Source organism: Streptomyces sp. NPDC058008 (genome assembly GCF_042886395.1).
Lineage (GTDB): Bacteria > Actinomycetota > Actinomycetes > Streptomycetales > Streptomycetaceae > Streptomyces.
This window is the reverse complement of sequence record NZ_JBHVQX010000024.1, coordinates 101287-121573: the sequence shown is the minus strand read 5'-3', so window position 1 is coordinate 121573 and position 20287 is coordinate 101287. Positions and strand designations below refer to the sequence as shown.

General features: G+C 71.5%; 24 protein-coding genes and 1 pseudogene. 23 read left to right on the top strand and 2 right to left on the bottom strand.

Translation table 11 applies throughout. The features are described from left to right. Positions 1 to 35: 35 nt before the first annotated feature. The gene (locus tag ACFVS9_RS23990) at positions 36 to 893 is read right to left on the bottom strand and encodes a methyltransferase domain-containing protein (protein WP_383115274.1); all 858 of its coding nucleotides are present in this window, start codon (positions 891 to 893) and stop codon (positions 36 to 38) included. 516 nt (positions 894 to 1409) lie between these two features. On the opposite strand from ACFVS9_RS23990, the gene ACFVS9_RS23985 reads away from it, so the two are divergent. From ACFVS9_RS23985 to ACFVS9_RS23905, 17 genes are all read left to right on the top strand, one after another. Beyond that, a complete protein-coding gene (locus ACFVS9_RS23985) occupies positions 1410 to 2003 on the top strand; it encodes a hypothetical protein (protein ID WP_003965961.1) in 594 nt (197 codons plus the stop codon). Between the two features lie 155 nt (positions 2004 to 2158). Next, positions 2159 to 2599 carry a 30S ribosomal protein S16 gene (gene rpsP / locus ACFVS9_RS23980; protein WP_015578912.1) on the top strand — a complete coding sequence of 147 codons (441 nt, stop codon included), beginning with the start codon at positions 2159 to 2161 and terminating at the stop codon, positions 2597 to 2599. Positions 2600 to 2601: 2 nt separating this feature from the next. Beyond that, the gene (locus ACFVS9_RS23975; protein WP_014153811.1) at positions 2602 to 2841 is read left to right on the top strand and encodes an RNA-binding protein; all 240 of its coding nucleotides are present in this window, start codon (positions 2602 to 2604) and stop codon (positions 2839 to 2841) included. A gap of 105 nt (positions 2842 to 2946) precedes the next feature. Beyond that, on the top strand, positions 2947 to 3567 hold the full coding sequence (rimM, locus tag ACFVS9_RS23970) for a ribosome maturation factor RimM (RefSeq protein WP_389935250.1): 621 nt from the start codon (positions 2947 to 2949) through the stop codon (positions 3565 to 3567). Further along, positions 3567 to 4388, top strand: coding sequence for a tRNA (guanosine(37)-N1)-methyltransferase TrmD (gene trmD, locus ACFVS9_RS23965; protein ID WP_383115279.1), 822 nt, complete (start codon positions 3567 to 3569; stop codon positions 4386 to 4388). The genes rimM and trmD overlap by 1 nt, the downstream gene beginning before the upstream one ends. A 124-nt stretch (positions 4389 to 4512) precedes the next feature. Continuing rightward, complete coding sequence (gene rplS, locus ACFVS9_RS23960; protein ID WP_031100562.1) at positions 4513 to 4863, top strand: 50S ribosomal protein L19; 351 nt, start codon at positions 4513 to 4515, stop codon at positions 4861 to 4863. 45 nt (positions 4864 to 4908) lie between these two features. Continuing rightward, entirely contained in the window at positions 4909 to 5679 is a 771-nt protein-coding gene (gene lepB / locus ACFVS9_RS23955; protein WP_383115272.1) for a signal peptidase I, read from the top strand. Continuing rightward, entirely contained in the window at positions 5672 to 6730 is a 1059-nt protein-coding gene (gene lepB, locus ACFVS9_RS23950; protein ID WP_389935246.1) for a signal peptidase I, read from the top strand. The genes lepB (ACFVS9_RS23955) and lepB (ACFVS9_RS23950) overlap by 8 nt, the downstream gene beginning before the upstream one ends. Next, positions 6648 to 7529, top strand: a complete 882-nt coding sequence (gene lepB, locus ACFVS9_RS23945; protein ID WP_383115278.1) for a signal peptidase I — start codon at positions 6648 to 6650, stop codon at positions 7527 to 7529. The genes lepB (ACFVS9_RS23950) and lepB (ACFVS9_RS23945) overlap by 83 nt, the downstream gene beginning before the upstream one ends. 50 nt (positions 7530 to 7579) lie before the next feature. Further along, positions 7580 to 8350, top strand: a complete 771-nt coding sequence (gene lepB, locus ACFVS9_RS23940) for a signal peptidase I (RefSeq protein ID WP_383115270.1) — start codon at positions 7580 to 7582, stop codon at positions 8348 to 8350. Then, positions 8340 to 8828 (top strand): NUDIX hydrolase, encoded by a 489-nt coding sequence (locus ACFVS9_RS23935; RefSeq protein ID WP_389935243.1) that lies wholly within the window; start codon positions 8340 to 8342, stop codon positions 8826 to 8828. Before lepB (ACFVS9_RS23940) ends, ACFVS9_RS23935 begins: the two co-directional genes overlap by 11 nt. Before the next feature lie 63 nt (positions 8829 to 8891). Continuing rightward, positions 8892 to 9200: a DUF2469 domain-containing protein gene (locus tag ACFVS9_RS23930; RefSeq protein ID WP_003965949.1), complete on the top strand. Its 309-nt coding sequence runs from the start codon at positions 8892 to 8894 to the stop codon at positions 9198 to 9200. 132 nt (positions 9201 to 9332) lie between these two features. Further along, the gene (locus ACFVS9_RS23925) at positions 9333 to 9692 is read left to right on the top strand and encodes a YraN family protein (protein WP_383115268.1); all 360 of its coding nucleotides are present in this window, start codon (positions 9333 to 9335) and stop codon (positions 9690 to 9692) included. Further along, positions 9692 to 11311: a YifB family Mg chelatase-like AAA ATPase gene (locus ACFVS9_RS23920; protein ID WP_389935240.1), complete on the top strand. Its 1620-nt coding sequence runs from the start codon at positions 9692 to 9694 to the stop codon at positions 11309 to 11311. The genes ACFVS9_RS23925 and ACFVS9_RS23920 overlap by 1 nt, the downstream gene beginning before the upstream one ends. After that, the gene (gene dprA, locus ACFVS9_RS23915; protein ID WP_389935237.1) at positions 11194 to 12480 is read left to right on the top strand and encodes a DNA-processing protein DprA; all 1287 of its coding nucleotides are present in this window, start codon (positions 11194 to 11196) and stop codon (positions 12478 to 12480) included. Before ACFVS9_RS23920 ends, dprA begins: the two co-directional genes overlap by 118 nt. A gap of 261 nt (positions 12481 to 12741) precedes the next feature. Beyond that, positions 12742 to 13578 (top strand): RNA polymerase sigma factor WhiG, encoded by an 837-nt coding sequence (whiG, locus tag ACFVS9_RS23910; protein ID WP_383115265.1) that lies wholly within the window; start codon positions 12742 to 12744, stop codon positions 13576 to 13578. Between the two features lie 97 nt (positions 13579 to 13675). After that, complete coding sequence (locus ACFVS9_RS23905) at positions 13676 to 14233, top strand: TetR/AcrR family transcriptional regulator (RefSeq protein ID WP_383115277.1); 558 nt, start codon at positions 13676 to 13678, stop codon at positions 14231 to 14233. Positions 14234 to 14388: 155 nt separating this feature from the next. Here the strand turns inward: ACFVS9_RS23905 and ACFVS9_RS23900 are convergent. Beyond that, positions 14389 to 14919, bottom strand: a pseudogene (locus tag ACFVS9_RS23900) (murein hydrolase activator EnvC family protein); the annotation flags it as partial. A 279-nt stretch (positions 14920 to 15198) separates the two neighbouring features. On the opposite strand from ACFVS9_RS23900, the gene rpsB reads away from it, so the two are divergent. From rpsB to ACFVS9_RS23870, 6 genes are all read left to right on the top strand, one after another. Beyond that, on the top strand, positions 15199 to 16140 hold the full coding sequence (gene rpsB, locus ACFVS9_RS23895) for a 30S ribosomal protein S2 (protein WP_383115264.1): 942 nt from the start codon (positions 15199 to 15201) through the stop codon (positions 16138 to 16140). 101 nt (positions 16141 to 16241) lie between these two features. Next, positions 16242 to 17078, top strand: coding sequence for a translation elongation factor Ts (gene tsf / locus ACFVS9_RS23890; RefSeq protein ID WP_383115263.1), 837 nt, complete (start codon positions 16242 to 16244; stop codon positions 17076 to 17078). Positions 17079 to 17235: 157 nt separating this feature from the next. Further along, positions 17236 to 18012, top strand: coding sequence for a UMP kinase (pyrH, locus tag ACFVS9_RS23885; protein ID WP_383115262.1), 777 nt, complete (start codon positions 17236 to 17238; stop codon positions 18010 to 18012). A 116-nt stretch (positions 18013 to 18128) separates the two neighbouring features. Beyond that, positions 18129 to 18686, top strand: a complete 558-nt coding sequence (gene frr, locus ACFVS9_RS23880; RefSeq protein WP_031100531.1) for a ribosome recycling factor — start codon at positions 18129 to 18131, stop codon at positions 18684 to 18686. Beyond that, positions 18686 to 19771 carry a phosphatidate cytidylyltransferase gene (locus tag ACFVS9_RS23875; protein ID WP_389935232.1) on the top strand — a complete coding sequence of 362 codons (1086 nt, stop codon included), beginning with the start codon at positions 18686 to 18688 and terminating at the stop codon, positions 19769 to 19771. The genes frr and ACFVS9_RS23875 overlap by 1 nt, the downstream gene beginning before the upstream one ends. A 97-nt stretch (positions 19772 to 19868) precedes the next feature. Then, positions 19869 to 20195, top strand: a complete 327-nt coding sequence (locus ACFVS9_RS23870) for a DUF6191 domain-containing protein (RefSeq protein ID WP_389935229.1) — start codon at positions 19869 to 19871, stop codon at positions 20193 to 20195. The last annotated feature ends 92 nt before the right edge of the window (positions 20196 to 20287 follow it).

Below are 20287 nucleotides of genomic sequence, written 5' to 3'. Positions count from 1 at the left end.
GCCCCGCACCGCGGGGCGCCCCTCCGTCCGTCCACCTAGGGCACGCACACCAGGTAGCGGAAGACGTTGGGCATCCACACCGTGCCGTCGGGCCGCAGATGCGGGTGCAGCGCCTCCTCGACCTCCTTCTCCACCTGGGTGCGGTCCGTGGCCCCCACCGCCGCGTCGAACAGCCCGGTGGACAGCAGGCCGCGCACCGCGCTGTCCACGTCCGCGTAGCCGAACGGGCAGGACACCCGGCCCGAGCCGTCCGGCCTGAGCCCGGCCCGCGCAGCGGTCTCTTCCAGGCCGTCCCGCAGCGTGCCGCTCCCGGAGCGCGGGGCACGCGCCGACCCGGTGAGCCGGGCCGCGACCCCGAGCACCGGAGCGGTGGCGCAGCGCTCCGGCGGGCCCCAGCCGGTCAGTACGACCGTGGCCCCGCGCACCGCCAGCGGCACGGCGGAGGCCAGCTCCGGCGCGAGCCCCTCGGCGTCCCCCGCCGCGCAGCCGATCGGCTGGAAGGCGGTCAGCAGGTTGTACGGGGCCCCGTCGGCCGGGGCGGCCGCCGCCACACCGTCGACGACCCTCGCGCGGGGATCCGCGCCGTCCCGCCCCGCGTCCCGCCACGGTCCGGCGGCGAGCCGCTCACGGGCCAGGCCGAGCCGCTCGGGGTCGGTGTCGACGCCGGTGACGCGCGCCCCGCGTGAGGCCGCCATCAGCAGCGCGAGCCCGGAGCCGCAGCCGAGGGAGAGCATCCGCGTACCGCCCCCGACGTCGAGGCGCTCGTACACCGCCTCGTAGAGCGGTGCCAGCATGCGCTCCTGGATCTCGGCCCAGTCACGGGCGCGGGTACCGGCGTCCACCGGGGCGGACGGGTCCGCGTGCCGGTGGTGCCGGACGAGCGTAGGTGTCATGGAATGCGCCCCAATCCGCCGTGAGGTCGGTCGTGCCCGAGTGAGGTCCCCCTGTCCATGCGCCGTGTGCGTGCCCACGGCCCCCGTACGCCAGGGAACTCCGCGTCGGCGGCCCCGTCCAGAGGTCGGACGGGGCAGGATGGCATTGCCCACGTGCTCCGGCGGTGCGCCCCCGGCGCCGCGTGTCCGGTGCGTGCGCCGGGTACGGCGCGCCCGCAGCCGGCTTCCCCACAGTCTGACCCGACAGAGGGGGCGCGGCACGTCGAGTGCCCCGCCCCCGGCCGCGACCGGCGCACGGCCCGGGCTCCGTGCCGGGTAATGTCGCCTGCGGGGCCCCCGTCCACGCCGGTGCGTACGCGTTGCTACGTACCACCTTGGTGCGAGCTGTGAGAGTTCTCCGCTGATCAGCGCACCCGCCCTCGTCCGGACGCATCAAGGGCAACTGACTGGTACGTGCAAATTATTTGGGATGCCCCGGAATAGGAACACCGGAGCACTCAGGCTCGTTGTCACGACGTGAGCACGACACCACCTGTACTTGCCGCAGAGCTGGCACAGGCGTGGGCCGACATTCAGCGGTACCACCCCGAGCTGCCCGATCTTGCCGCGCCAGAGTCCCTGATCGGAGAGTCCTCGTCCGCCTGTGGCGCCGAGCTCTCCTTCGAACGGCTGCTCCACGAAGCAGTCCACGGCATCGCCGCCGCGCGAGGTGTCCGGGACACCTCCCGGGCCGGCCGTTACCACAACCGACGCTTCCTCGCGATCGCCGAGGAGCTGGGCCTCGACCATGCCGAGGAGCCCCACCCCAGCAGCGGATTCTCGCTGGTGACGCTGAATCCCGAGGCCAAACGCAGATACCGCCCGACCACGGAACGGCTGCAGCGGGCGCTCAAGGCGCACACCGTCGCCACCGCGGCGGACACCAAGCGCTCGTTCCGCGGCCCCGCCGCGCGCCACGGCTCGTCCGGGGGAGGGGTGCGGGTCAAGGCCGTCTGCGACTGCGGGCGCAACGTCCGCGTCGTCCCGTCGGTCCTCGCCCAGGCCCCGATCGTCTGCGGAGGCTGCGGCAAGCCCTTCCGTATCCCGGAAGCGGCGGTCGCGGTGGGGTGACCCGATGTGGTGTGGCACAATGGTCAGCTGTACTCGACAGTCGCACAGGACCCCTCTCTCCTCCGGCTGACGCGTCCATCGGGCACCCGAGTACCGCAACCCCACGTGGCATCTTTTGTGCCCAACCACGTCAGAGACCAGGAGACACCACTTCCGTGGCAGTCAAGATCAAGCTGAAGCGTCTGGGCAAGATCCGTTCGCCTCACTACCGCATCGTCGTCGCCGACTCCCGTACCCGCCGTGACGGCCGGGCCATCGAGGAGATCGGCCTGTACCACCCGGTGCAGAACCCCTCGCGCATCGAGGTCAACGCAGAGCGCGCGCAGTACTGGCTGTCCGTCGGCGCCCAGCCGACCGAGCCCGTCCTCGCGATCCTGAAGCTCACCGGTGACTGGCAGGCCCACAAGGGCCTCCCGGCCCCCGCGCCGCTGCTGCAGCCGGAGCCCAAGGCCGACAAGCGCGCCCTGTTCGAGGCCCTGGCCACGGACGGCGACGAGGCCAAGGGTGAGGCCATCACTCAGAAGGCCAAGAAGTCGGACAAGAAGGCGGACGAGGCGGCTGACGCTGCCGCGTCCACCGAGTCGACCGAGGCCTGAGCGTGCTCGAGGAGGCTCTTGAGCACCTCGTGAAGGGCATCGTCGACAACCCCGACGATGTGCAGGTCGCCTCGCGTGACCTGCGCCGTGGACGCGTGCTCGAGGTCCGGGTCCACCCGGACGACCTCGGCAAGGTGATCGGCCGCAACGGCCGCACCGCACGCGCCCTGCGTACCGTCGTGGGTGCCATCGGCGGCCGTGGGATCCGTGTCGACCTCGTCGACGTGGACCAGGTTCGCTGAAAGAGTTGAACACCGGCCGGGGCCGGGGAGGGCTTTCGAGCCGTCCCCGGCCTTTGTCGTCCGTACACCACCGCCTCCTCAGCGAGAGATACCGGGAGAAGTAGCGTGCAGTTGGTAGTTGCGCGGATCGGCCGTGCCCACGGCATCAAGGGCGAGGTCACCGTCGAGGTGCGCACCGACGAACCCGAGCTCCGCCTCGGGCCCGGTGCCGTGCTGGCCACGGAGCCCGCCCACGTGGGGCCGCTGGCCATCGAGACGGGCCGGGTGCACAGCGGCAGGCTGCTGCTGCGGTTCGAGGGCGTACGGGACCGTACGGCCGCCGAGGCGCTGCGGAACACACTGCTGATCGCCGAGGTGGACCCGGCGGAACTGCCGGAGGACCCCGACGAGTTCTACGACCACCAGCTGATGGACCTCGACGTGGTCCTGGCCGACGGCACGGAGATCGGCCGGATCACCGAGATCTCGCACCTGCCGTCCCAGGACCTCTTCATCGTGGAACGGCCGGACGGCAGCGAGGTGATGATCCCGTTCGTGGAGGAGATCGTCACCGGCATCGACCTGGACGAGCAGCGGGTCGTGATCACCCCGCCGCCGGGCCTCATCGACGACAGCGAGGCCGTGATCGCCTCCACGCGTGACACGGACGAGGACGAGGCGGAGGGCGGCCCCGAGGACGACCCGGCGCGTGACTCCTCGGGTGACGCGAAGAAGGGTGACGCGTGATGCGGCTCGACGTCGTCACGATCTTCCCCGAGTACCTGGAGCCCCTGAACGTCTCGCTCGTGGGCAAGGCGCGGGCCAACGGCCGCCTCGACGTGCACGTCCACGACCTGCGGGACTGGACCCACGACCGGCACAACACGGTGGACGACACCCCCTACGGCGGCGGACCCGGCATGGTCATGAAGACCGGCCCCTGGGGCGAGGCGCTGGACGACGCGCTGGCCGACGGGTACGAGGCCGGGGCGCACTCCCCGGTGCTCGTGGTACCGACGCCCAGCGGCCGGCCCTTCACCCAGGAACTGGCCGTCGAGCTCTCCGGGCGGCCGTGGCTGATCTTCACCCCCGCCCGCTACGAGGGCATCGACCGGCGGGTGATGGACGAGTACGCGACCCGGATACCGGTCGTCGAGGTGTCCATCGGGGACTACGTCCTGGCGGGCGGGGAAGCCGCCGTCCTCGTGATCACGGAGGCCGTCGCCCGGCTGCTGCCCGGAGTGCTCGGCAACGCCGAGTCGCACCGCGACGACTCCTTCGCCCCCGGGGCCATGGCCGACCTGCTCGAGGGCCCCGTCTACACGAAGCCCCCCGAGTGGCGGGGGCGCGGCATCCCCGAGGTGCTGCTCAGCGGTCACCACGGCCGGATCTCGCGCTGGCGGCGGGACGAGGCGTTCCGGCGCACCGCTCTCCACCGGCCCGACCTGATCGAGCGCTGCGAGGCCTCCGGCTTCGACAAGAAGGACCGCGAGATGCTCTCCATCCTCGGCTGGTCCCCGGCGCCCGACGGGCGATTTTGGCGCAGGCCGCAGGCCGTGGAAGAATAGGCCCGCTGTACGTCTGGCGTGCGCCCCTGCCACAGGGGGAAAGACGCCCGCCCGATGTGAACGGCATCCGAACCTCACTCTCTCCCGTCGATGACCTGTGGCATCGGCGAAGAAAGCAGACAACATGACTTCCCTGCTCGATGGCGTCAACGCCGCCTCGCTCCGTACCGACCTCCCGGCGTTCCGCCCCGGTGACACGGTCAACGTCCACGTGCGCGTGATCGAGGGCAACCGCTCCCGTATCCAGCAGTTCAAGGGCGTCGTCATCCGCCGCCAGGGCTCGGGCGTCAGCGAGACCTTCACGGTCCGCAAGGTCTCCTTCAGCGTCGGCGTCGAGCGCACCTTCCCGGTGCACAGCCCGATCTTCGAGAAGATCGAGCTCGTCACCCGCGGTGACGTCCGTCGCGCCAAGCTGTACTTCCTCCGTGAGCTCCGCGGCAAGGCCGCGAAGATCAAGGAGAAGCGCGACCGCTGATTCACCTCCGGCGTCCACAGCGGGGCCCGATAGAATCCGGCCCCGATGGACACGGAAGCACAGCACATGGAGCGCGATTCCTCCTCCGGACCCCCTGAAGGGGCGGAGGAGGGGTCGCGCTCCACGCATGTCCCGGACGGGCCGGCCGCGTCGATGTCCTGGGGGCGGGCCGCCTTCCTGGCCATGCTCTGCACGGTCGCCCTGCTGCTCTTCAGCGCCTTCGTGCTCCAGCCCTTCCTCATTCCCAGTGGCTCGATGCAGCCCACCCTGCGGGTCGGGGACCGGGTCCTCGTCAACAAACTGGCGTACCGTTTCGGCTCCGAGCCCCGGCGCGGCGACGTGGTGGTCTTCGACGGCACCGGATCCTTCGTCCAGGAGCCGGAGTCCGGGGGCGACGCCGTCGGCGCGCTGCTGCGCGGGGCGGCCGCGTCGCTGGGACTGGCCGAACCCGCCGGGTCCGACTTCGTGAAGCGGGTGGTGGGCGTGGGGGGCGACCGGGTGGTCTGCTGCGACGAGCAAGGAAAGCTCCAGGTGAACGGAGCTCCCGTGGACGAGGACTACCTGCATCCGGGGGACCGTCCGTCCGACGTCGCCTTCGACATCGTGGTGCCCGACGACAGGCTGTGGATGATGGGCGACCATCGCGGCAACTCACGGGACTCACGCGACCACCTGGGCGAGCCCGGGGGAGGCATGGTGCCCGTGGAGCGTGTGATCGGGCGGGTCGACTGGCTCGGCTGGCCGCTCGGCCGGCTCGGCCCACTGGAGGGCACCGACGCCTTCACCGGCGTACGGCCGGGCGCGGACCATGGGTAACCGGGGGCGCGGGCGTGCGGTACCGGACACGGGCCCCGCCGAGCCCGCCGGGCCGAATCCCCCCACGGCGCGCTCACTGCCCACGCGGGCGGAGCGCCGGAAACTGGCCCGCAGGGTGAAACGCCGCCGGCGGCGCTCCGCGATCAAGGAGATACCCCTCCTCGTCCTGGTGGCGCTGCTGATCGCGCTGGTGCTCAAGACCTTCTTCGTCCAGGCCTTCGTCATCCCGTCCGGGTCGATGGAGCAGACGATCCGGATCGGCGACCGGGTGCTGGTGGACAAGCTCACCCCCTGGTTCGGCTCCGAGCCCCGGCGTGGCGACGTCGTCGTCTTCAAGGACCCGGGCGGCTGGCTCCAGCAGGAGCACACGGAGACCGAGGACCCGCCCGCCGGGGTCAAGCAGGTCAAGGAACTGCTGACCTTCATCGGACTGCTGCCCTCCGCCGACGAGCAGGATCTGATCAAGCGCGTGGTGGCCGTCGGCGGCGACACCGTGAAGTGCTGCGGAGCCGACGGCCGGGTCACCGTCAACGGCGTGGCGGTCGACGAGCCGTACCTGAATCCCGGCGATGTGCCATCCACTGTCCAATTCGAGGTAAAGGTTCCCCAGGGGCGCATCTTCGTGATGGGCGACCACCGGTCGAACTCCGCGGACTCGCGGTTCCACCTCGACAAGCCGGGAGAGGGCACGGTGTCCGAGGACGAGGTCGTCGGACGGGCCGTGGTGATCGCCTGGCCGTTCGGGCACTGGCGCCGGCTGGAGGAGCGCGGAACCTTCGACTCCGTGCCCGGCGGGAGCGCCGGGGCGACTGCCGCGGCGGCCCCGTCGAATAGTGTGTCCTCCCAGGATCGCAACGGAATGGTCCTGCTCCCGACCCCTGCGGAACTCCCGCTCGTTATGGGAGTGGTGGGCCTGCACCGAATCGGGCGCGGGCGGTGGCACGGAGTGAGGAGTGGATGTGGGGGATTTGGCGGTCGGCGCACGATCCGGACACGACGAACCCGAGGACCGGCCTTCGGGCAACGGGGCCCCGGCGGAGGCGGAGAGTGACGGCGGGTCCCCGGACGGTGGCAGTTCGGCGGTGAAGAAGCCACGTTCGTTCTGGAAGGAGCTGCCGCTCCTCATCGGCATCGCGCTCATCCTCGCGTTGCTGATCAAGACGTTCCTGGTGCAGGCGTTCTCGATTCCCTCGGACTCCATGCAGAACACGCTGCAGCGGGGCGACCGGGTGCTGGTGGACAAGCTGACACCGTGGTTCGGCTCGGAGCCCGAGCGTGGCGAGGTCGTGGTCTTCCACGACCCGGGCGGCTGGCTCGAGGGCGCGGCGACGCCCGAGCCCAACGTGGCGCAGAAGTTCCTGAGCTTCATCGGGCTGATGCCGTCCGCGGAGGAGAAGGACCTGATCAAGCGGGTCATCGCGGTCGGCGGCGACACCGTCGAGTGCAAGAAGAACGGACCGGTGACGGTCAACGGCAAGGCGCTGGACGACAAGTCGTTCATCTACCCGGGGAACAGTGCCTGTGACGACGAGCCGTTCGGGCCGATCCACGTGCCCGAGGGCCGGATCTGGGTGATGGGCGACCACCGGCAGAACTCGCTGGACTCCCGCTACCACCAGGAGCTTCCCGGTCACGGCACGGTGTCCACCGACGAGGTCGTCGGCCGCGCCGTGGTGGTGGCCTGGCCCGTCAACCGCTGGGCGACCCTTCCGGTGCCGAAGACGTTCGACCAGCCCGGTCTGAACGCGGCAGCCGCCGCCGCGGTGCCCGGAGCACTGGGCGTGGCCGGAGCGCTGCCCCTCGTGTTCTGGCGTCGCCGCAGGCTGACCCGCGGGCATACCGCCGGGTAGGGTGCCGACTCGGATCAGCGATTGTCGATCTCCGATGGGGGAGCGCTGGGATGAGTGGATCAGGACGTACGGACGGCCGCGGCCGGCTCGGCAACACGTTGTCGAACCTGGCCGTGGCCGTCGGCTGTGTGCTCTTCCTCGGCGGGTTCGCCTGGGCCGCCGTGGTGTACAAGCCGTACACCGTGCCGACCGCGTCGATGACACCGACGGTGAACGCCGGTGACCGGGTCCTCGCGGAGCGGGTGGACGGCGGTGACGTGCGCCGCGGTGACGTGGTGGTCTTCAGCGACCCTTCCTGGGGTGACGTGCCCATGGTGAAGCGGGTCGTCGGCGTGGGCGGTGACAAGGTGGCCTGCTGCGACGAGGGCGGTCGCCTCACGGTCAACGGCGAACCGGTCGAAGAACCGTATCTGCGGGCGGACGGCGCCTCGTCGTTCGCCTCGGCGGGCGGCGCCCCGGCTTCCCCCCGGAACTTCACGGCGGACGTCCCCGAGGGGCAGCTCTTCCTCCTCGGGGACGAGCGCAGCACCTCGATGGACTCCCGGGTCCACCTGGAGGACCCCGGGCAGGGCTCGGTACCGCGCGGGGCGGTGCAGGCGCGGGTGGACGCCGTGGCCTGGCCCCTGAAGGGCATGATCGGCAGGCCCGACGCCTTCGCGGCCCTGCCCGGCGGGGTGTCGTCCGAGGGGCCGCTGGCACTCCAGGCCGGCGCCGTCGTGGCGGGTGTGGTGCTCATCCTGGGCGGAGCGGCCTACGGCCCCCTCGCGGCGCGCTCCGCACGGCGGGCCGCACGGCCGAAGGCGTCCGCCGGTGCCCGCTGAGAGGCGCAGGGTCGCTCGCGTGGTGCTCCTGGACCCGGACGACCGGATTCTGCTGCTCCACGGCTTCGAGCCCGCGAACCCTGCCCTGAGCTGGTGGTTCACCCCGGGCGGAGGTCTGGAGGGCGACGAGAGCCGGGAGGAGGCGGCCCTGCGCGAACTGGCCGAGGAGACCGGGATCACCGGCGTCTCCCTGGGGCCGCTGCTGTGGACGAGGGTCTGCTCCTTCCCGTTCGACGGGCGGCGCTGGGACCAGGACGAGTGGTACTTCCTGGCCCGTACGAAGCAGACGGCGACGGACCAGAAGGGCCTCACCGAACTGGAGCTGCGCAGCGTCGCCGGTCTGAGGTGGTGGACTTCCGCCGAACTTCTGGCCACGCGTGAGACGGTGTACCCGACCAGGCTCGCCGGGCTGCTGCACACACTGCTCGACGAGGGTCCCCCGAGTGTTCCGCTGGTTCTCGCCCCCGAAATCGTCTAATCGGCCAGGGGTGCGCGGGGCTGACGCACAATAGGGGGACGCACGGCTGAAGGGGAACATGCCATGAGTGCCGAGGACCTCGAGAAGTACGAGACCGAGATGGAGCTGAAGCTCTACCGGGAGTACCGCGATGTCGTCGGTCTGTTCAAATATGTGATCGAGACCGAACGGCGCTTCTACCTCACCAATGACTACGAGATGCAGGTGCACTCGGTCCAGGGCGAGGTCTTTTTCGAGGTTTCCATGGCGGACGCGTGGGTCTGGGACATGTACAGGCCCGCTCGGTTCGTCAAGCAAGTCAGAGTGTTGACGTTCAAGGACGTGAACATCGAGGAGCTCAACAAGAGCGACCTGGAGCTCCCGGGGGGCTGATCCCGGCCCGCTCCCTCCGTGTCCCGGTTCACTCGTCCGAGTGGCCGGGATATTCACATCGGCCCGGTTGTCCACCAAGATCCAACAGGTCGGCCGGGACGCGCCACAGTCGGTGCCGGAGGTGGTGCCGACATGAACGCACGGGGGGCACTCGGGCGGTACGGCGAGGATCTGGCGGCGCGGCTGCTGGCCGACGCCGGTATGACCGTGCTGGAGCGCAACTGGCGCTGTCGCGCGGGGGAGATCGACATCGTCGCCAGGGACGGCGACGCGCTGGTCGTCTGTGAGGTGAAGGCCCGCAGGGCGGGCACCTTCGAGCATCCGATGCAGGCCGTCACACCGGCCAAGGCCGACCGGCTGCGCAGGCTGGCCGAGATCTGGCTCGACCGGCACGGCGGACCGCCGCCGGGCGGCGCCCGGATCGACCTGATCGGAGTGCTCGTGCCCCGGCGCGGCGCTCCGGTCGTCGAACACGTGCGGGGCGTGGCCTGATGGGGTTCGCGCGGGCGTGCTCGGTGGCCCTGGTGGGCGTCGAGGGTGTGGTGGTGGAGGTCCAGGCCGATCTGGAGCCGGGCGTGGCGGCGTTCACGCTCGTCGGCCTTCCGGACAAGAGCCTGGTGGAGAGCCGGGACCGGGTCAGGGCCGCAGTCGTCAACTCCGGGGCCGAGTGGCCGCAGAAGAAGCTCACGGTGGGGCTCTCACCCGCCTCCGTGCCGAAGAGCGGTTCGGGTTTCGACATCGCCGTGGCGTGCGCGGTGCTCGGCGCGGCGGAGCGGATCGACCCGGCGGCCATCGCCGACGTGGTGATGATCGGGGAGCTCGGCCTCGACGGCAGGGTCCGCCCGGTGCGCGGGGTGCTGCCCGCGGTGCTGGCGGCGGCGGAGGCGGGGTACCGGCAGGTGGTCGTCCCGGAGCAGACGGCGGGGGAGGCGGCCCTCGTCCCGGGCATCTCGGTCCTCGGCGTGCGCAGCCTGCGCCAGCTGATCGCCGTCCTCGGGGACGAACCCGTACCCGAGGAGCCGGCCGGCGGACCGGGCCGCCCCGACACGATGCTCGCCGGGCTGATGGTGCCCGGAGCCGGCCTCGGCACGGGGCTCGCCCCGCCGTCCGACGGCACAGGGCACCCGCCCGACCTCGCCGAGGTCGCGGGCCAGGGCCGGGCACGCAAGGCCATGGAGGTGGCGGCGGCCGGAGGCCACCATCTGCTGCTCACCGGGCCGCCCGGGGCGGGGAAGACCATGCTGGCCGAGCGGCTGACGGCGATCCTGCCGCCGCTCACCCGCCAGGAGTCCCTCGAGGTGACGGCGGTCCACTCGGTCGCGGGCATCCTGCCGCCGGGCGAACCCCTGATCAGCGGTGCGCCGTACTGCGCACCGCACCACTCGGCGACGATGCAGTCGCTCGTCGGCGGAGGCAACGGCCTGCCCAGGCCGGGCGCGGTGTCCCTGGCCCACCGGGGCGTCCTCTTCCTCGACGAGGCACCGGAGTTCTCCGTCCGGGCCCTGGACGCGCTGCGCCAGCCCCTGGAGTCCGGGCACGTGGTGGTCGCGCGGGCGGCCGGAGTCGTCCGGCTGCCCGCCCGCTTCCTGATGGTCCTCGCGGCCAACCCGTGTCCCTGCGGCAGGCACACGCTGGCCGGTGCGGGGTGCGAGTGTCCGCCCTCCGCGGTCCGCCGGTACCAGGCCCGGCTGTCGGGCCCCCTGCTCGACCGTGTGGACCTGCGGGTCGAGGTCGAGCCCGTCGGCAGGGCCGACCTGATGGGGAGCGGCGGCCGGGGGGAGTCCTCGGCGGAGGTGGCGGCCCGGGTGCGGGAGGCCAGGGAGCGTGCGGGGGAGCGGCTCGCGGGCACCCCCTGGACCACCAACAGCGAAGTGCCCGGACACGAGCTGCGGACCAGGCTGGTCGCGGCGCCCGGCGCGCTGATGGCGGCCGAGCGGGACCTGGAGCGGGGCCTGCTCACCGCGCGCGGCCTCGACCGGGTCCTGCGCGTGGCATGGACCGTGGCGGACCTGAGAGCCGCCGACCGCCCCGACGCCTCGGACATCGCGGTGGCGCTGGAACTGCGTACGGGCATCCAGCGCGGGGTCCCGATGGCGGCGGGTGCCCCGTGAACACGCCACCGGCCGGCGACGGGCGCGAGCGGCTGGCGCGGGCCGCCCTGACCCGCGTGTTCGAACCGGGCGACGAGCGCGGGGGCCGCTGGATCCGCGAGATCGGGCCCGTCGAGCTGATACGGCGCCTGGCGGGCCCGGACGGACCGGCCCGGGCGCTCCCGGGGATGACGGAGGCCAGGCTCGCCGGGTACCGGCTGCGGGCGTCCGGCGCCGACCCCGGGAGGGACCTGGCCGAGGTGGCCGCGATCGGCGGGCGGTTCGTGTGCCCCGGGGACCAGGAGTGGCCGAGCCAGCTCGACGACCTGGGCGACGCCCGGCCCATCGGCCTCTGGGCGCGCGGCCGGTCCGACCTGCGTCTGTGGGCGCTGCGCTCGGTCGCCCTGGTCGGCGCCCGGGCCTGTACGCCCTACGGGGCGCACATGGCGGCGACGCTCGCCGCGGGGCTGGCCGAGCGGGGCTGGGTCGTGGTCTCGGGCGCGGCGTTCGGCATCGACGGCGCCGCCCATCGCGGGGCGCTGGCCGCGGGCGGGGCGACCATGGCGGTGCTGGCCTGCGGGGTGGACGTGGCCTACCCCCGGGGTCACGCCGAGCTGATCGGGCGCATCGTGGAGCAGGGCGTGGTCATGGGCGAGCTGCCGCCCGCGGACCACCCGACGCGCAGCAGGTTCATCCTGCGGAACAGGGTGATCGCCGCTCTCACCCGGGGCACCGTCGTGGTGGAGGCCGAGTACCGCAGCGGTTCCCTGGTCACCGCGCGGAACGCCCAGCGGCTCGGCCGCTTCACGATGGGCGTGCCGGGCCCGGCCACCAGCGGGCTCTCGGCGGGGGTCCACGAACTCCTGCGCGGCGAGGGCGTCCTGGTCACCGATGCCGCGGAAATCGTCGAACTGGCCGGGGACATCGGTGAGCTCGCCCCGGTCCGGAACGGCCGCGTCCTGCCCAGGGACCTGCTCGAAGCCGGCTCCGCGCGGGTGCTGGACGCGCTGCCGTGGACGGGCGCCGCCGACGTCCGTGACGTGGCCCGGAGCGCCGGGGCGTCGACGGACGAAGCACTCGGACGGTTGTACGAACTGTCCTCACTGGGGTTCGTCGAACGCGAGGGCGACGGATGGAGGTTGACGCCTGGACGCAGATGCAATGGGGACGCGCGGCGAGGCGTTACTTGATCCGGAGCATTCGGGTGAAAAGGTGTTGCCGACGGCCCCGGCGGCGCCCGGTCGGGCCTCCGGGGGCGGCGCGAGGGGGGCCGGTCCTCGCCGTCGGCCCCGCGTGGAGGCGGGAGAACGACGGCGGTTCCGGCACGCGACCGCATCGCACAGTTCGCCCGTCCTGCGCGCACCGCAACACCTCAGTCACGCTACGCTCACAAGGAATCCGCCCCAGAGACACGTCCCAGCACTTCACATCAGAACGGCTCAAGGCACCACATGCCCCAGCACACCTCCGGGTCTGACCGCGCGGCAGTACCACCGGCTGCGCGTGGCACTGTGCGCCCTCCCGCCCCTTCCTCGCTCGACGAGTTGTGGCGTTCGTACAAGACCACCGGCGACGGGCGGCTGCGGGAGCAGCTGATCCTGCACTACTCGCCCCTGGTGAAGTACGTCGCCGGCCGGGTCAGCGTGGGGCTGCCGTCCAACGTGGAGCAGGCGGACTTCGTCTCGTCCGGCGTCTTCGGGCTGATCGACGCCATCGAGAAGTTCGACATCGAACGGGCCATCAAGTTCGAGACGTACGCGATCACCAGGATCCGCGGCGCGATGATCGACGAACTCCGGGCGCTGGACTGGATCCCCCGGTCCGTGCGGCAGAAGGCGCGCAACGTCGAGCGGGCCTACGCCACGCTCGAGGCGCAGCTGAGGCGTACGCCGTCGGAGGCCGAGGTCGCCGCCGAGATGGGCGTCGCGCTGGAGGAACTCCACGCTGTTTTCAGCCAGTTGTCGCTCGCCAACGTGGTGGCGCTGGAGGAGCTGCTGCACGTCGGCGGTGAGGGCGGCGACCGGCTGAGCCTGATGGACACCCTCGAGGACACCGCGGCCGACAACCCCGTCGAGGTGGCCGAGGACCGCGAGCTCAGACGGCTGCTCGCCCGTGCCATCAACACACTCCCCGAGCGGGAGAAGACCGTGGTCACGCTCTACTACTACGAGGGCCTCACCCTCGCCGAGATCGGCAACGTCCTCGGGGTGACCGAGAGCAGGGTCAGCCAGATCCACACCAAGTCGGTGCTGCAGCTCCGGGCGAAACTGGCCGACGCCGGACGCTGAGCCGGAGCGGCTTCGGCCACCCGGAAGGCGACGTACACCCCCCTTCGAACTGATGCCGCCGTAGAGTGGAGGCGTGCCCAGGATTCGAGCGGCCTCCGTGGCCGAGCACCGGACCATGCAGCGCGGCGCCCTCCTGGACGCCGCACGCTCCTTGCTGTCCGAGGGCGGTACGGAGGCGCTGACCTTCCCCGCCCTCGCCGAGCGCACCGGCCTCGCCAGGTCCTCCGTGTACGAGTACTTCCGCTCCCGGGCCGCCGTGGTCGAGGAGCTCTGCGCCGTCGACTTCCCCGTCTGGGCCGCCGAGGTCGAGAACGCGATGGACCGGGCCGGGACGCCCGAGGCGAAGATCGAGGCCTATGTCCGCCGCCAGCTCGACCTCGTGGGCGACCGGCGGCACCGCGCGGTCGTGGCCATCTCCGCGAGCGAGCTCGACGCGGGCGCACGCGAGAAGATCAGGGCCGCGCACGGCGGCCTGATCGCCATGATCGTCGAAGCCCTCGCCGACCTGGGCCACACCGAGCCGAGGCTCGCGGCGATGCTGCTGCAGGGCTCCGTGGACGCGGCGGTGCGCAGGATCGAGCTGGGCGCGGCGGAGGAGCCGGGCATCGTGGCGGACACGGCCGTGGCCATGGTCCTGCGCGGCGTACGGGGCTGAGCGGCCCCGCGGGCCGCCCCCGGCAGCGGTACACCGAGGACCGGCAGCAGCCGGGAGGGCCCCCGCCTCAGCAGTGACGGCGGAAGCAGCGACAGCGGATCCAGATAGACGTCCCCGCGCCGCAGGCCCCAGTGCAGGCAGCCGGCGGCGCAGTGCGAGGGCTCCGGCCCGGTCACGCCCACCACCTGCCCCGCTTCCACCTCGTCCCCCTCCACGACCCGCGCCCGGACCGGCTCGTAGGTGAAGCGCAGCGGCGGCCGCCCGCTGCCGGCCACGTCGACGGAGACCACCCCGCGCCCCGCCACCGGCCCCGCGAAGGCGACCCTGCCCGGAGCCGCCGCCAGCACCGGGGTACCGGGCGGGGCGGCGAGATCGACGCCGCGGTGGCCCGGCCCGTACGGACCGGCGGGCGGTTCCCAGCCCCGTACGACCAGGGGTCTGCCCTCCAGCGGCCAGGCGCGGCCGTCCCCGGCCGTCACCCCGGCGTGGGCAGCGGCGGTGACCGGGGCCGCGGCCGTGACCGGGGCAGCGGCGGTGACCGGGGCCGAGAGGACCGCGAGCAGTGCGGCCAGCAGCACGGCCGGCGTCAGGAGCGTCCGCCCGGGCGGCGGTGGTCCGGGCGCGGGATGCTGCGGGGCGAGGGTGTCGCGGGGCCGGCCCGCGGATGGTCCAGGTGAGCGGCGCATGAGCGGAACGATCTCCCAGGAGGCCGCCGCCGCGGGGATCACGGCCCGGATCTGTGGACGGCCGGGCGGTTGTGGACATCGCCGTCACCCGGCACCCGGCGGGTCCCGTACACTTCTTCTGGCGATCCGGGTCACCGGGTCGACTTCGCACGCCCCGCCACCTCCCTCTCTGCGGACGGTGGCCGCGCTCCTCGGTCCCTCGTGGCACGGCGCGTCGGGGCGTCAGGCGCGACAGCAATCCTGCGGTCGCGACAACCGAGTACCTCAAGGAGTACGGCCATGGCCGTCGTCACGATGCGGGAGCTGCTGGAGAGCGGCGTCCACTTCGGTCACCAGACCCGTCGCTGGAACCCGAAGATGAAGCGCTTCATCTTCACCGAGCGCAACGGCATCTACATCATCGACCTGCTCCAGTCGCTGTCGTACATCGACCGCGCCTACGAGTTCGTCAAGGAGACCGTCGCCCACGGCGGCTCCATCATGTTCGTGGGTACGAAGAAGCAGGCCCAGGAGGCCATCGCCGAGCAGGCGACGCGCGTCGGCATGCCGTACGTCAACCAGCGTTGGCTCGGCGGCATGCTCACCAACTTCTCCACCGTCTACAAGCGCCTTCAGCGTCTGAAGGAGCTCGAGCTCATCGACTTCGAGGACGTGGCCGCCTCCGGCCTCACCAAGAAGGAGCTCCTGGTCCTCTCCCGCGAGAAGGCCAAGCTGGAGAAGACCCTCGGTGGTATCCGCGAGATGCAGAAGGTGCCGAGCGCCGTCTGGATCGTCGACACCAAGAAGGAGCACATCGCCGTCGGTGAGGCGCGCAAGCTCCACATCCCGGTCGTCGCGATCCTCGACACCAACTGCGACCCCGACGAGGTCGACTACAAGATTCCGGGCAACGACGACGCGATCCGCTCCGTCACCCTGCTCACCCGCGTGATCGCCGACGCCGTCGCCGAGGGCCTCATCGCCCGTTCCGGTGCCGCCACCGGTGACTCGAAGCCGGGCGAGAAGGCCGCCGGCGAGCCCCTCGCCGAGTGGGAGCGCGACCTGCTCACGGGCGACAAGAAGGCCGACGCCGAGGTCCAGTCCTCCGCCGAGACCGAGAAGGCCGCCGACGCCGAGCCGGTCGCCGCCGCCGAGGAGCAGGCTGCCGAGCAGGCCGAGGCCCCCGCCGCCGAGGCTCCGGCCGCTGCCGAGGCTCCGGCCGCGGACGCCGAGCAGGCCTGACACCCGTCAGTCACGGCTGAATGACGGCGGGGGCCGGTGCACCGGCACCGCCCCCGCCGTCCACCCGTAGATCTTTCAGACTTCGAGAGAGAAACAGACTCATGGCGAACTACACCGCCGCTGACGTCAAGAAGCTCCGCGAGCTCACCGGCGCCGGCATGATGGACTGCAAGAAGGCGCTCGACGAGGCCGACGGCAACGTCGACGGCGCCGTCGAGGCGCTGCGCATCAAGGGCCAGAAGGGCGTCGCCAAGCGCGAGGGCCGTTCCGCCGAGAACGGCGCGGTCGTCTCCCTCATCTCCGAGGACAAGACGTCCGGCGTCCTGCTCGAGCTGAAGTGCGAGACGGACTTCGTCGCCAAGGGTGACAAGTTCCAGGCCGTCGCCAACGCGCTGGCCGCGCACGTCGCCGCGACCTCCCCGGCCGACATCGAGGCGCTCCTCGCCTCGGAGATCGAGCCCGGCAAGACCGTCCAGGCGTACGTGGACGAGGCCAACGCCAACCTCGGCGAGAAGATCGTCCTGGACCGCTTCGCGCAGTTCACCGGCGGTTACGTGGCCGCGTACATGCACCGCACGATGCCCGACCTCCCGCCGCAGGTCGGCGTCCTCGTCCAGCTGGACAAGGAGAACGCCGAGGTCGCCAAGGACGTCGCGCAGCACATCGCCGCCTTCGCCCCGAAGTACCTCAACCGCGACGAGGTCCCGGCCGAGACGGTCGAGAACGAGCGCCGCGTCGCCGAGGCCACCTCGCGTGAGGAGGGCAAGCCCGAGGCCGCCCTCCCGAAGATCGTCGAGGGTCGCGTGAACGGCTTCTTCAAGGACGTCGTCGTCCTCGAGCAGGCCTTCGCCAAGGACAACAAGAAGTCCGTCCAGAAGGTCCTGGACGAGGCCGGTGTCAGCCTGACGCGCTTCGCGCGCATCAAGGTCGGCATCTGAGTCCGTCCGCGAACAACGGTGGACCCGATAGGGTCTGGTGCAGTCGTCGGCCGCACTCAGCCGTACGACCGCAGATCTGACGAGGAGGCCATTGCCGCTGAGGGACAACAGACCCACCGGCAATGGCCTTCTTCGTATGTGCACGAGGAGAATCTCCATGAACAAGGGCGCGGACGCCACACAGGGTGACCACAAGCGCGACGACGGCACGATTTCCGGGCGCTTCATGCTGAAGCTCTCCGGCGAGGCCTTCGCCGGTGGCGGAGGCCTCGGCGTCGACCCCGACGTCGTGCACGCCATCGCCCGCGAGATCGCCGCGGTCGTACGCGACGGCGCGGAGATCGCGGTCGTCATCGGCGGCGGCAACTTCTTCCGTGGCGCCGAGCTCCAGCAGCGCGGCATGGACCGGGCGCGGTCCGACTACATGGGCATGCTCGGCACGGTCATGAACTGCCTGGCACTGCAGGACTTCCTGGAGAAGGAAGGCATCGACTCACGCGTCCAGACCGCCATCACCATGGGCCAGGTCGCGGAGCCGTACATCCCGCTCCGTGCCGTGCGGCACCTGGAGAAGGGACGCGTCGTGATCTTCGGTGCCGGCATGGGTATGCCGTACTTCTCCACCGACACGACCGCTGCCCAGCGCGCCCTGGAGATCGACGCCGAGGCGCTGCTGATGGGGAAGAACGGCGTGGACGGGGTCTACGACTCCGACCCGAAGGCCAACCCCGACGCGGTGAAGTTCGACGCCCTGGAGTACGGCGAGGTGATCGCCCGGGACCTCAAGGTCGCGGACGCCACCGCCATCACGCTCTGCCGTGACAACCAGCTCCCGATCCTCGTCTTCGAGCTGACCACCGAGGGCAATATCGCCCGCGCGGTCAAGGGTGAGAAGATCGGCACGCTGGTGAGCGACCGGAGCACCCGGGCCTGACGGCACGGGAAGACGCACAACGGCCTGCCGGTCGGACACCGCGCAGGCGAGGACGCGACGCAGGATCCGCAGGACCCGACGATGCCGGGTCCGCTCAAGACACGCAGGAGCACGTGGTGATCGAAGAAATCCTCCTCGAGGCCGAGGAGAAGATGGAGAAGGCCGTCGTGGTCGCGAAAGAGGACTTCGCCGCGATCCGCACCGGCCGTGCGCACCCGGCGATGTTCAACAAGATCGTCGCCGACTACTACGGCGCGCTGACCCCGATCAACCAGCTGGCCTCGTTCTCGGTCCCCGAGCCGCGGATGGCCGTGGTGACCCCGTTCGACAAGACCGCGCTGCGCAACATCGAGCAGGCGATCCGCGACTCCGACCTCGGCGTGAACCCGAGCAACGACGGCAACATCATCCGCGTGACGTTCCCCGAGCTCACGCAGGACCGCCGCAAGGAGTACATCAAGGTCGCCAAGACCAAGGCCGAGGACTCCAAGATCTCGATCCGCTCCATCCGCCGCAAGGCCAAGGAGTCGCTCGACAAGCTCGTCAAGGACAAGGAGTCCGGCGAGGACGAGGTCCGCCGTGCGGAGAAGGAGCTCGACGACACCACCGCGAAGTACGTCGCGCAGGTGGACGAGCTGCTCAAGCACAAGGAAGCCGAGCTGCTCGAAGTCTGATGAACGACTCTTCCTGGGGCGCCCCGCAGGGAGCCGGTCACTGGAGCGCGCCCGAGATGGGGGCCGCTCCGGCGGGTCCCGCCCACGATGTGCGCGGCGCCCAGCAGACTCGGCCCATGCCCATAGTGCCGGACGTTCCCGACGCAGGTAGAGACGCTGACGACCGCGACGACCGGAACGGGGACGCCGCGCGCGTCAGCGGCCCCCTGTTCCGTGACGAGAAGCCGCAGGAGCCCATGTCCACCCCGATGCCGCCCCCGCCGCCCAAGAAGCGGGCGGGGCGAGACCTCCGCGCCGCCATAGGGGTCGGTGTCGGTCTCGGTGCCCTCGTCGTCGGCTCCCTCTTCATCGTGAAGGCCGTCTTCGTCGGCGTGGTCGTGCTGGCGGTCGTGGTCGGTCTCTGGGAGCTGACCTCCCGCCTCAAGGAGCGCAAGGGCATCGACGCGCCCCTCGTGCCCCTCGCCGTCGGCGGCGCCGCGATGGTGGTCGCCGGCTATGCCCGGGGGGCGGAGGGCGCCTGGGTCGCCATGGCGCTCACCGCGCTCGCGGTGCTCGTGTGGCGGATGACCTCACCGCCCGAGGGCTACCTCAAGGACGTCACGGCGGGCGTCTTCGCCGTGTTCTACGTACCGTTCCTGGCCACGTTCGTCACGATGATGCTCACTGCGGACGACGGTGCGTGGCGGGTGCTGACCTTCCTGCTGCTGACCGTGGTCAGCGACACCGGGGCGTACGCCGTCGGCTGGCGCTTCGGTACGCACAAGCTGGCACCCCGGATCAGCCCGGGGAAGACCCGGGAGGGCCTGTTCGGCGCGGTCGGCTTCGCGACGGTGGCCGGCGCGCTGTGCATGGAGTTCCTGATCGACGACGGGGCCTGGTGGCAGGGCCTGCTCGTGGGCCTCGCCGTCGCCGCCAGCGCCACGCTCGGGGACCTGGGCGAGTCCATGATCAAGCGGGACCTCGGGATCAAGGACATGGGCACGCTGCTGCCCGGCCACGGCGGCATCATGGACCGGCTCGACTCGCTCCTGCCGAGCGCTCCGGTCGTCTGGCTGCTGCTCGTCCTGTTCGTCGGATCCGGCTGACCGGCCGGACCGCCGTGGACATGTGTGGGGGCCGTCGCCCGGAAGCGACGGCCCCCACCGCTGTACCCGCGCCCCACGGTCCGGGACACTCGCCGGTATGGGATTCGCCGTCTTCATGACCCTTCCGGGACTGGTCGTCGTACTCACCGTCCTCGCCTTCGCGGACCAGCTCCTGCTCCGGGCGGGCCGGGCGGGTGTCCTGCCCTGGCGCAACAGCGTGCGGCAGGGCCAGATCTCCTCCACGGGCTTCGAGCAGCTGCACGCGAGCTTCTCGCCGGGCAAGCAGAGCGAACTCAGGGAGCGGCGGTCGGCCTTGCTGGTGCGGGACGACGAGGAGGACGGCGCGCCTCCGCACCGCACGACGGTGGACCTGGCGGACGGGACCGCGGTCGTCCGCCTCCCGGCAGGACGCCCCACCGCCTGACGGAGAGGCCGGGGCCCGGGCCGCCCGGCGTGGAATCGGTCACGGCCGCCGGGCCGGCGGGGCCGTCCCCGGGCCGTCGTCCGCCGGTCGCG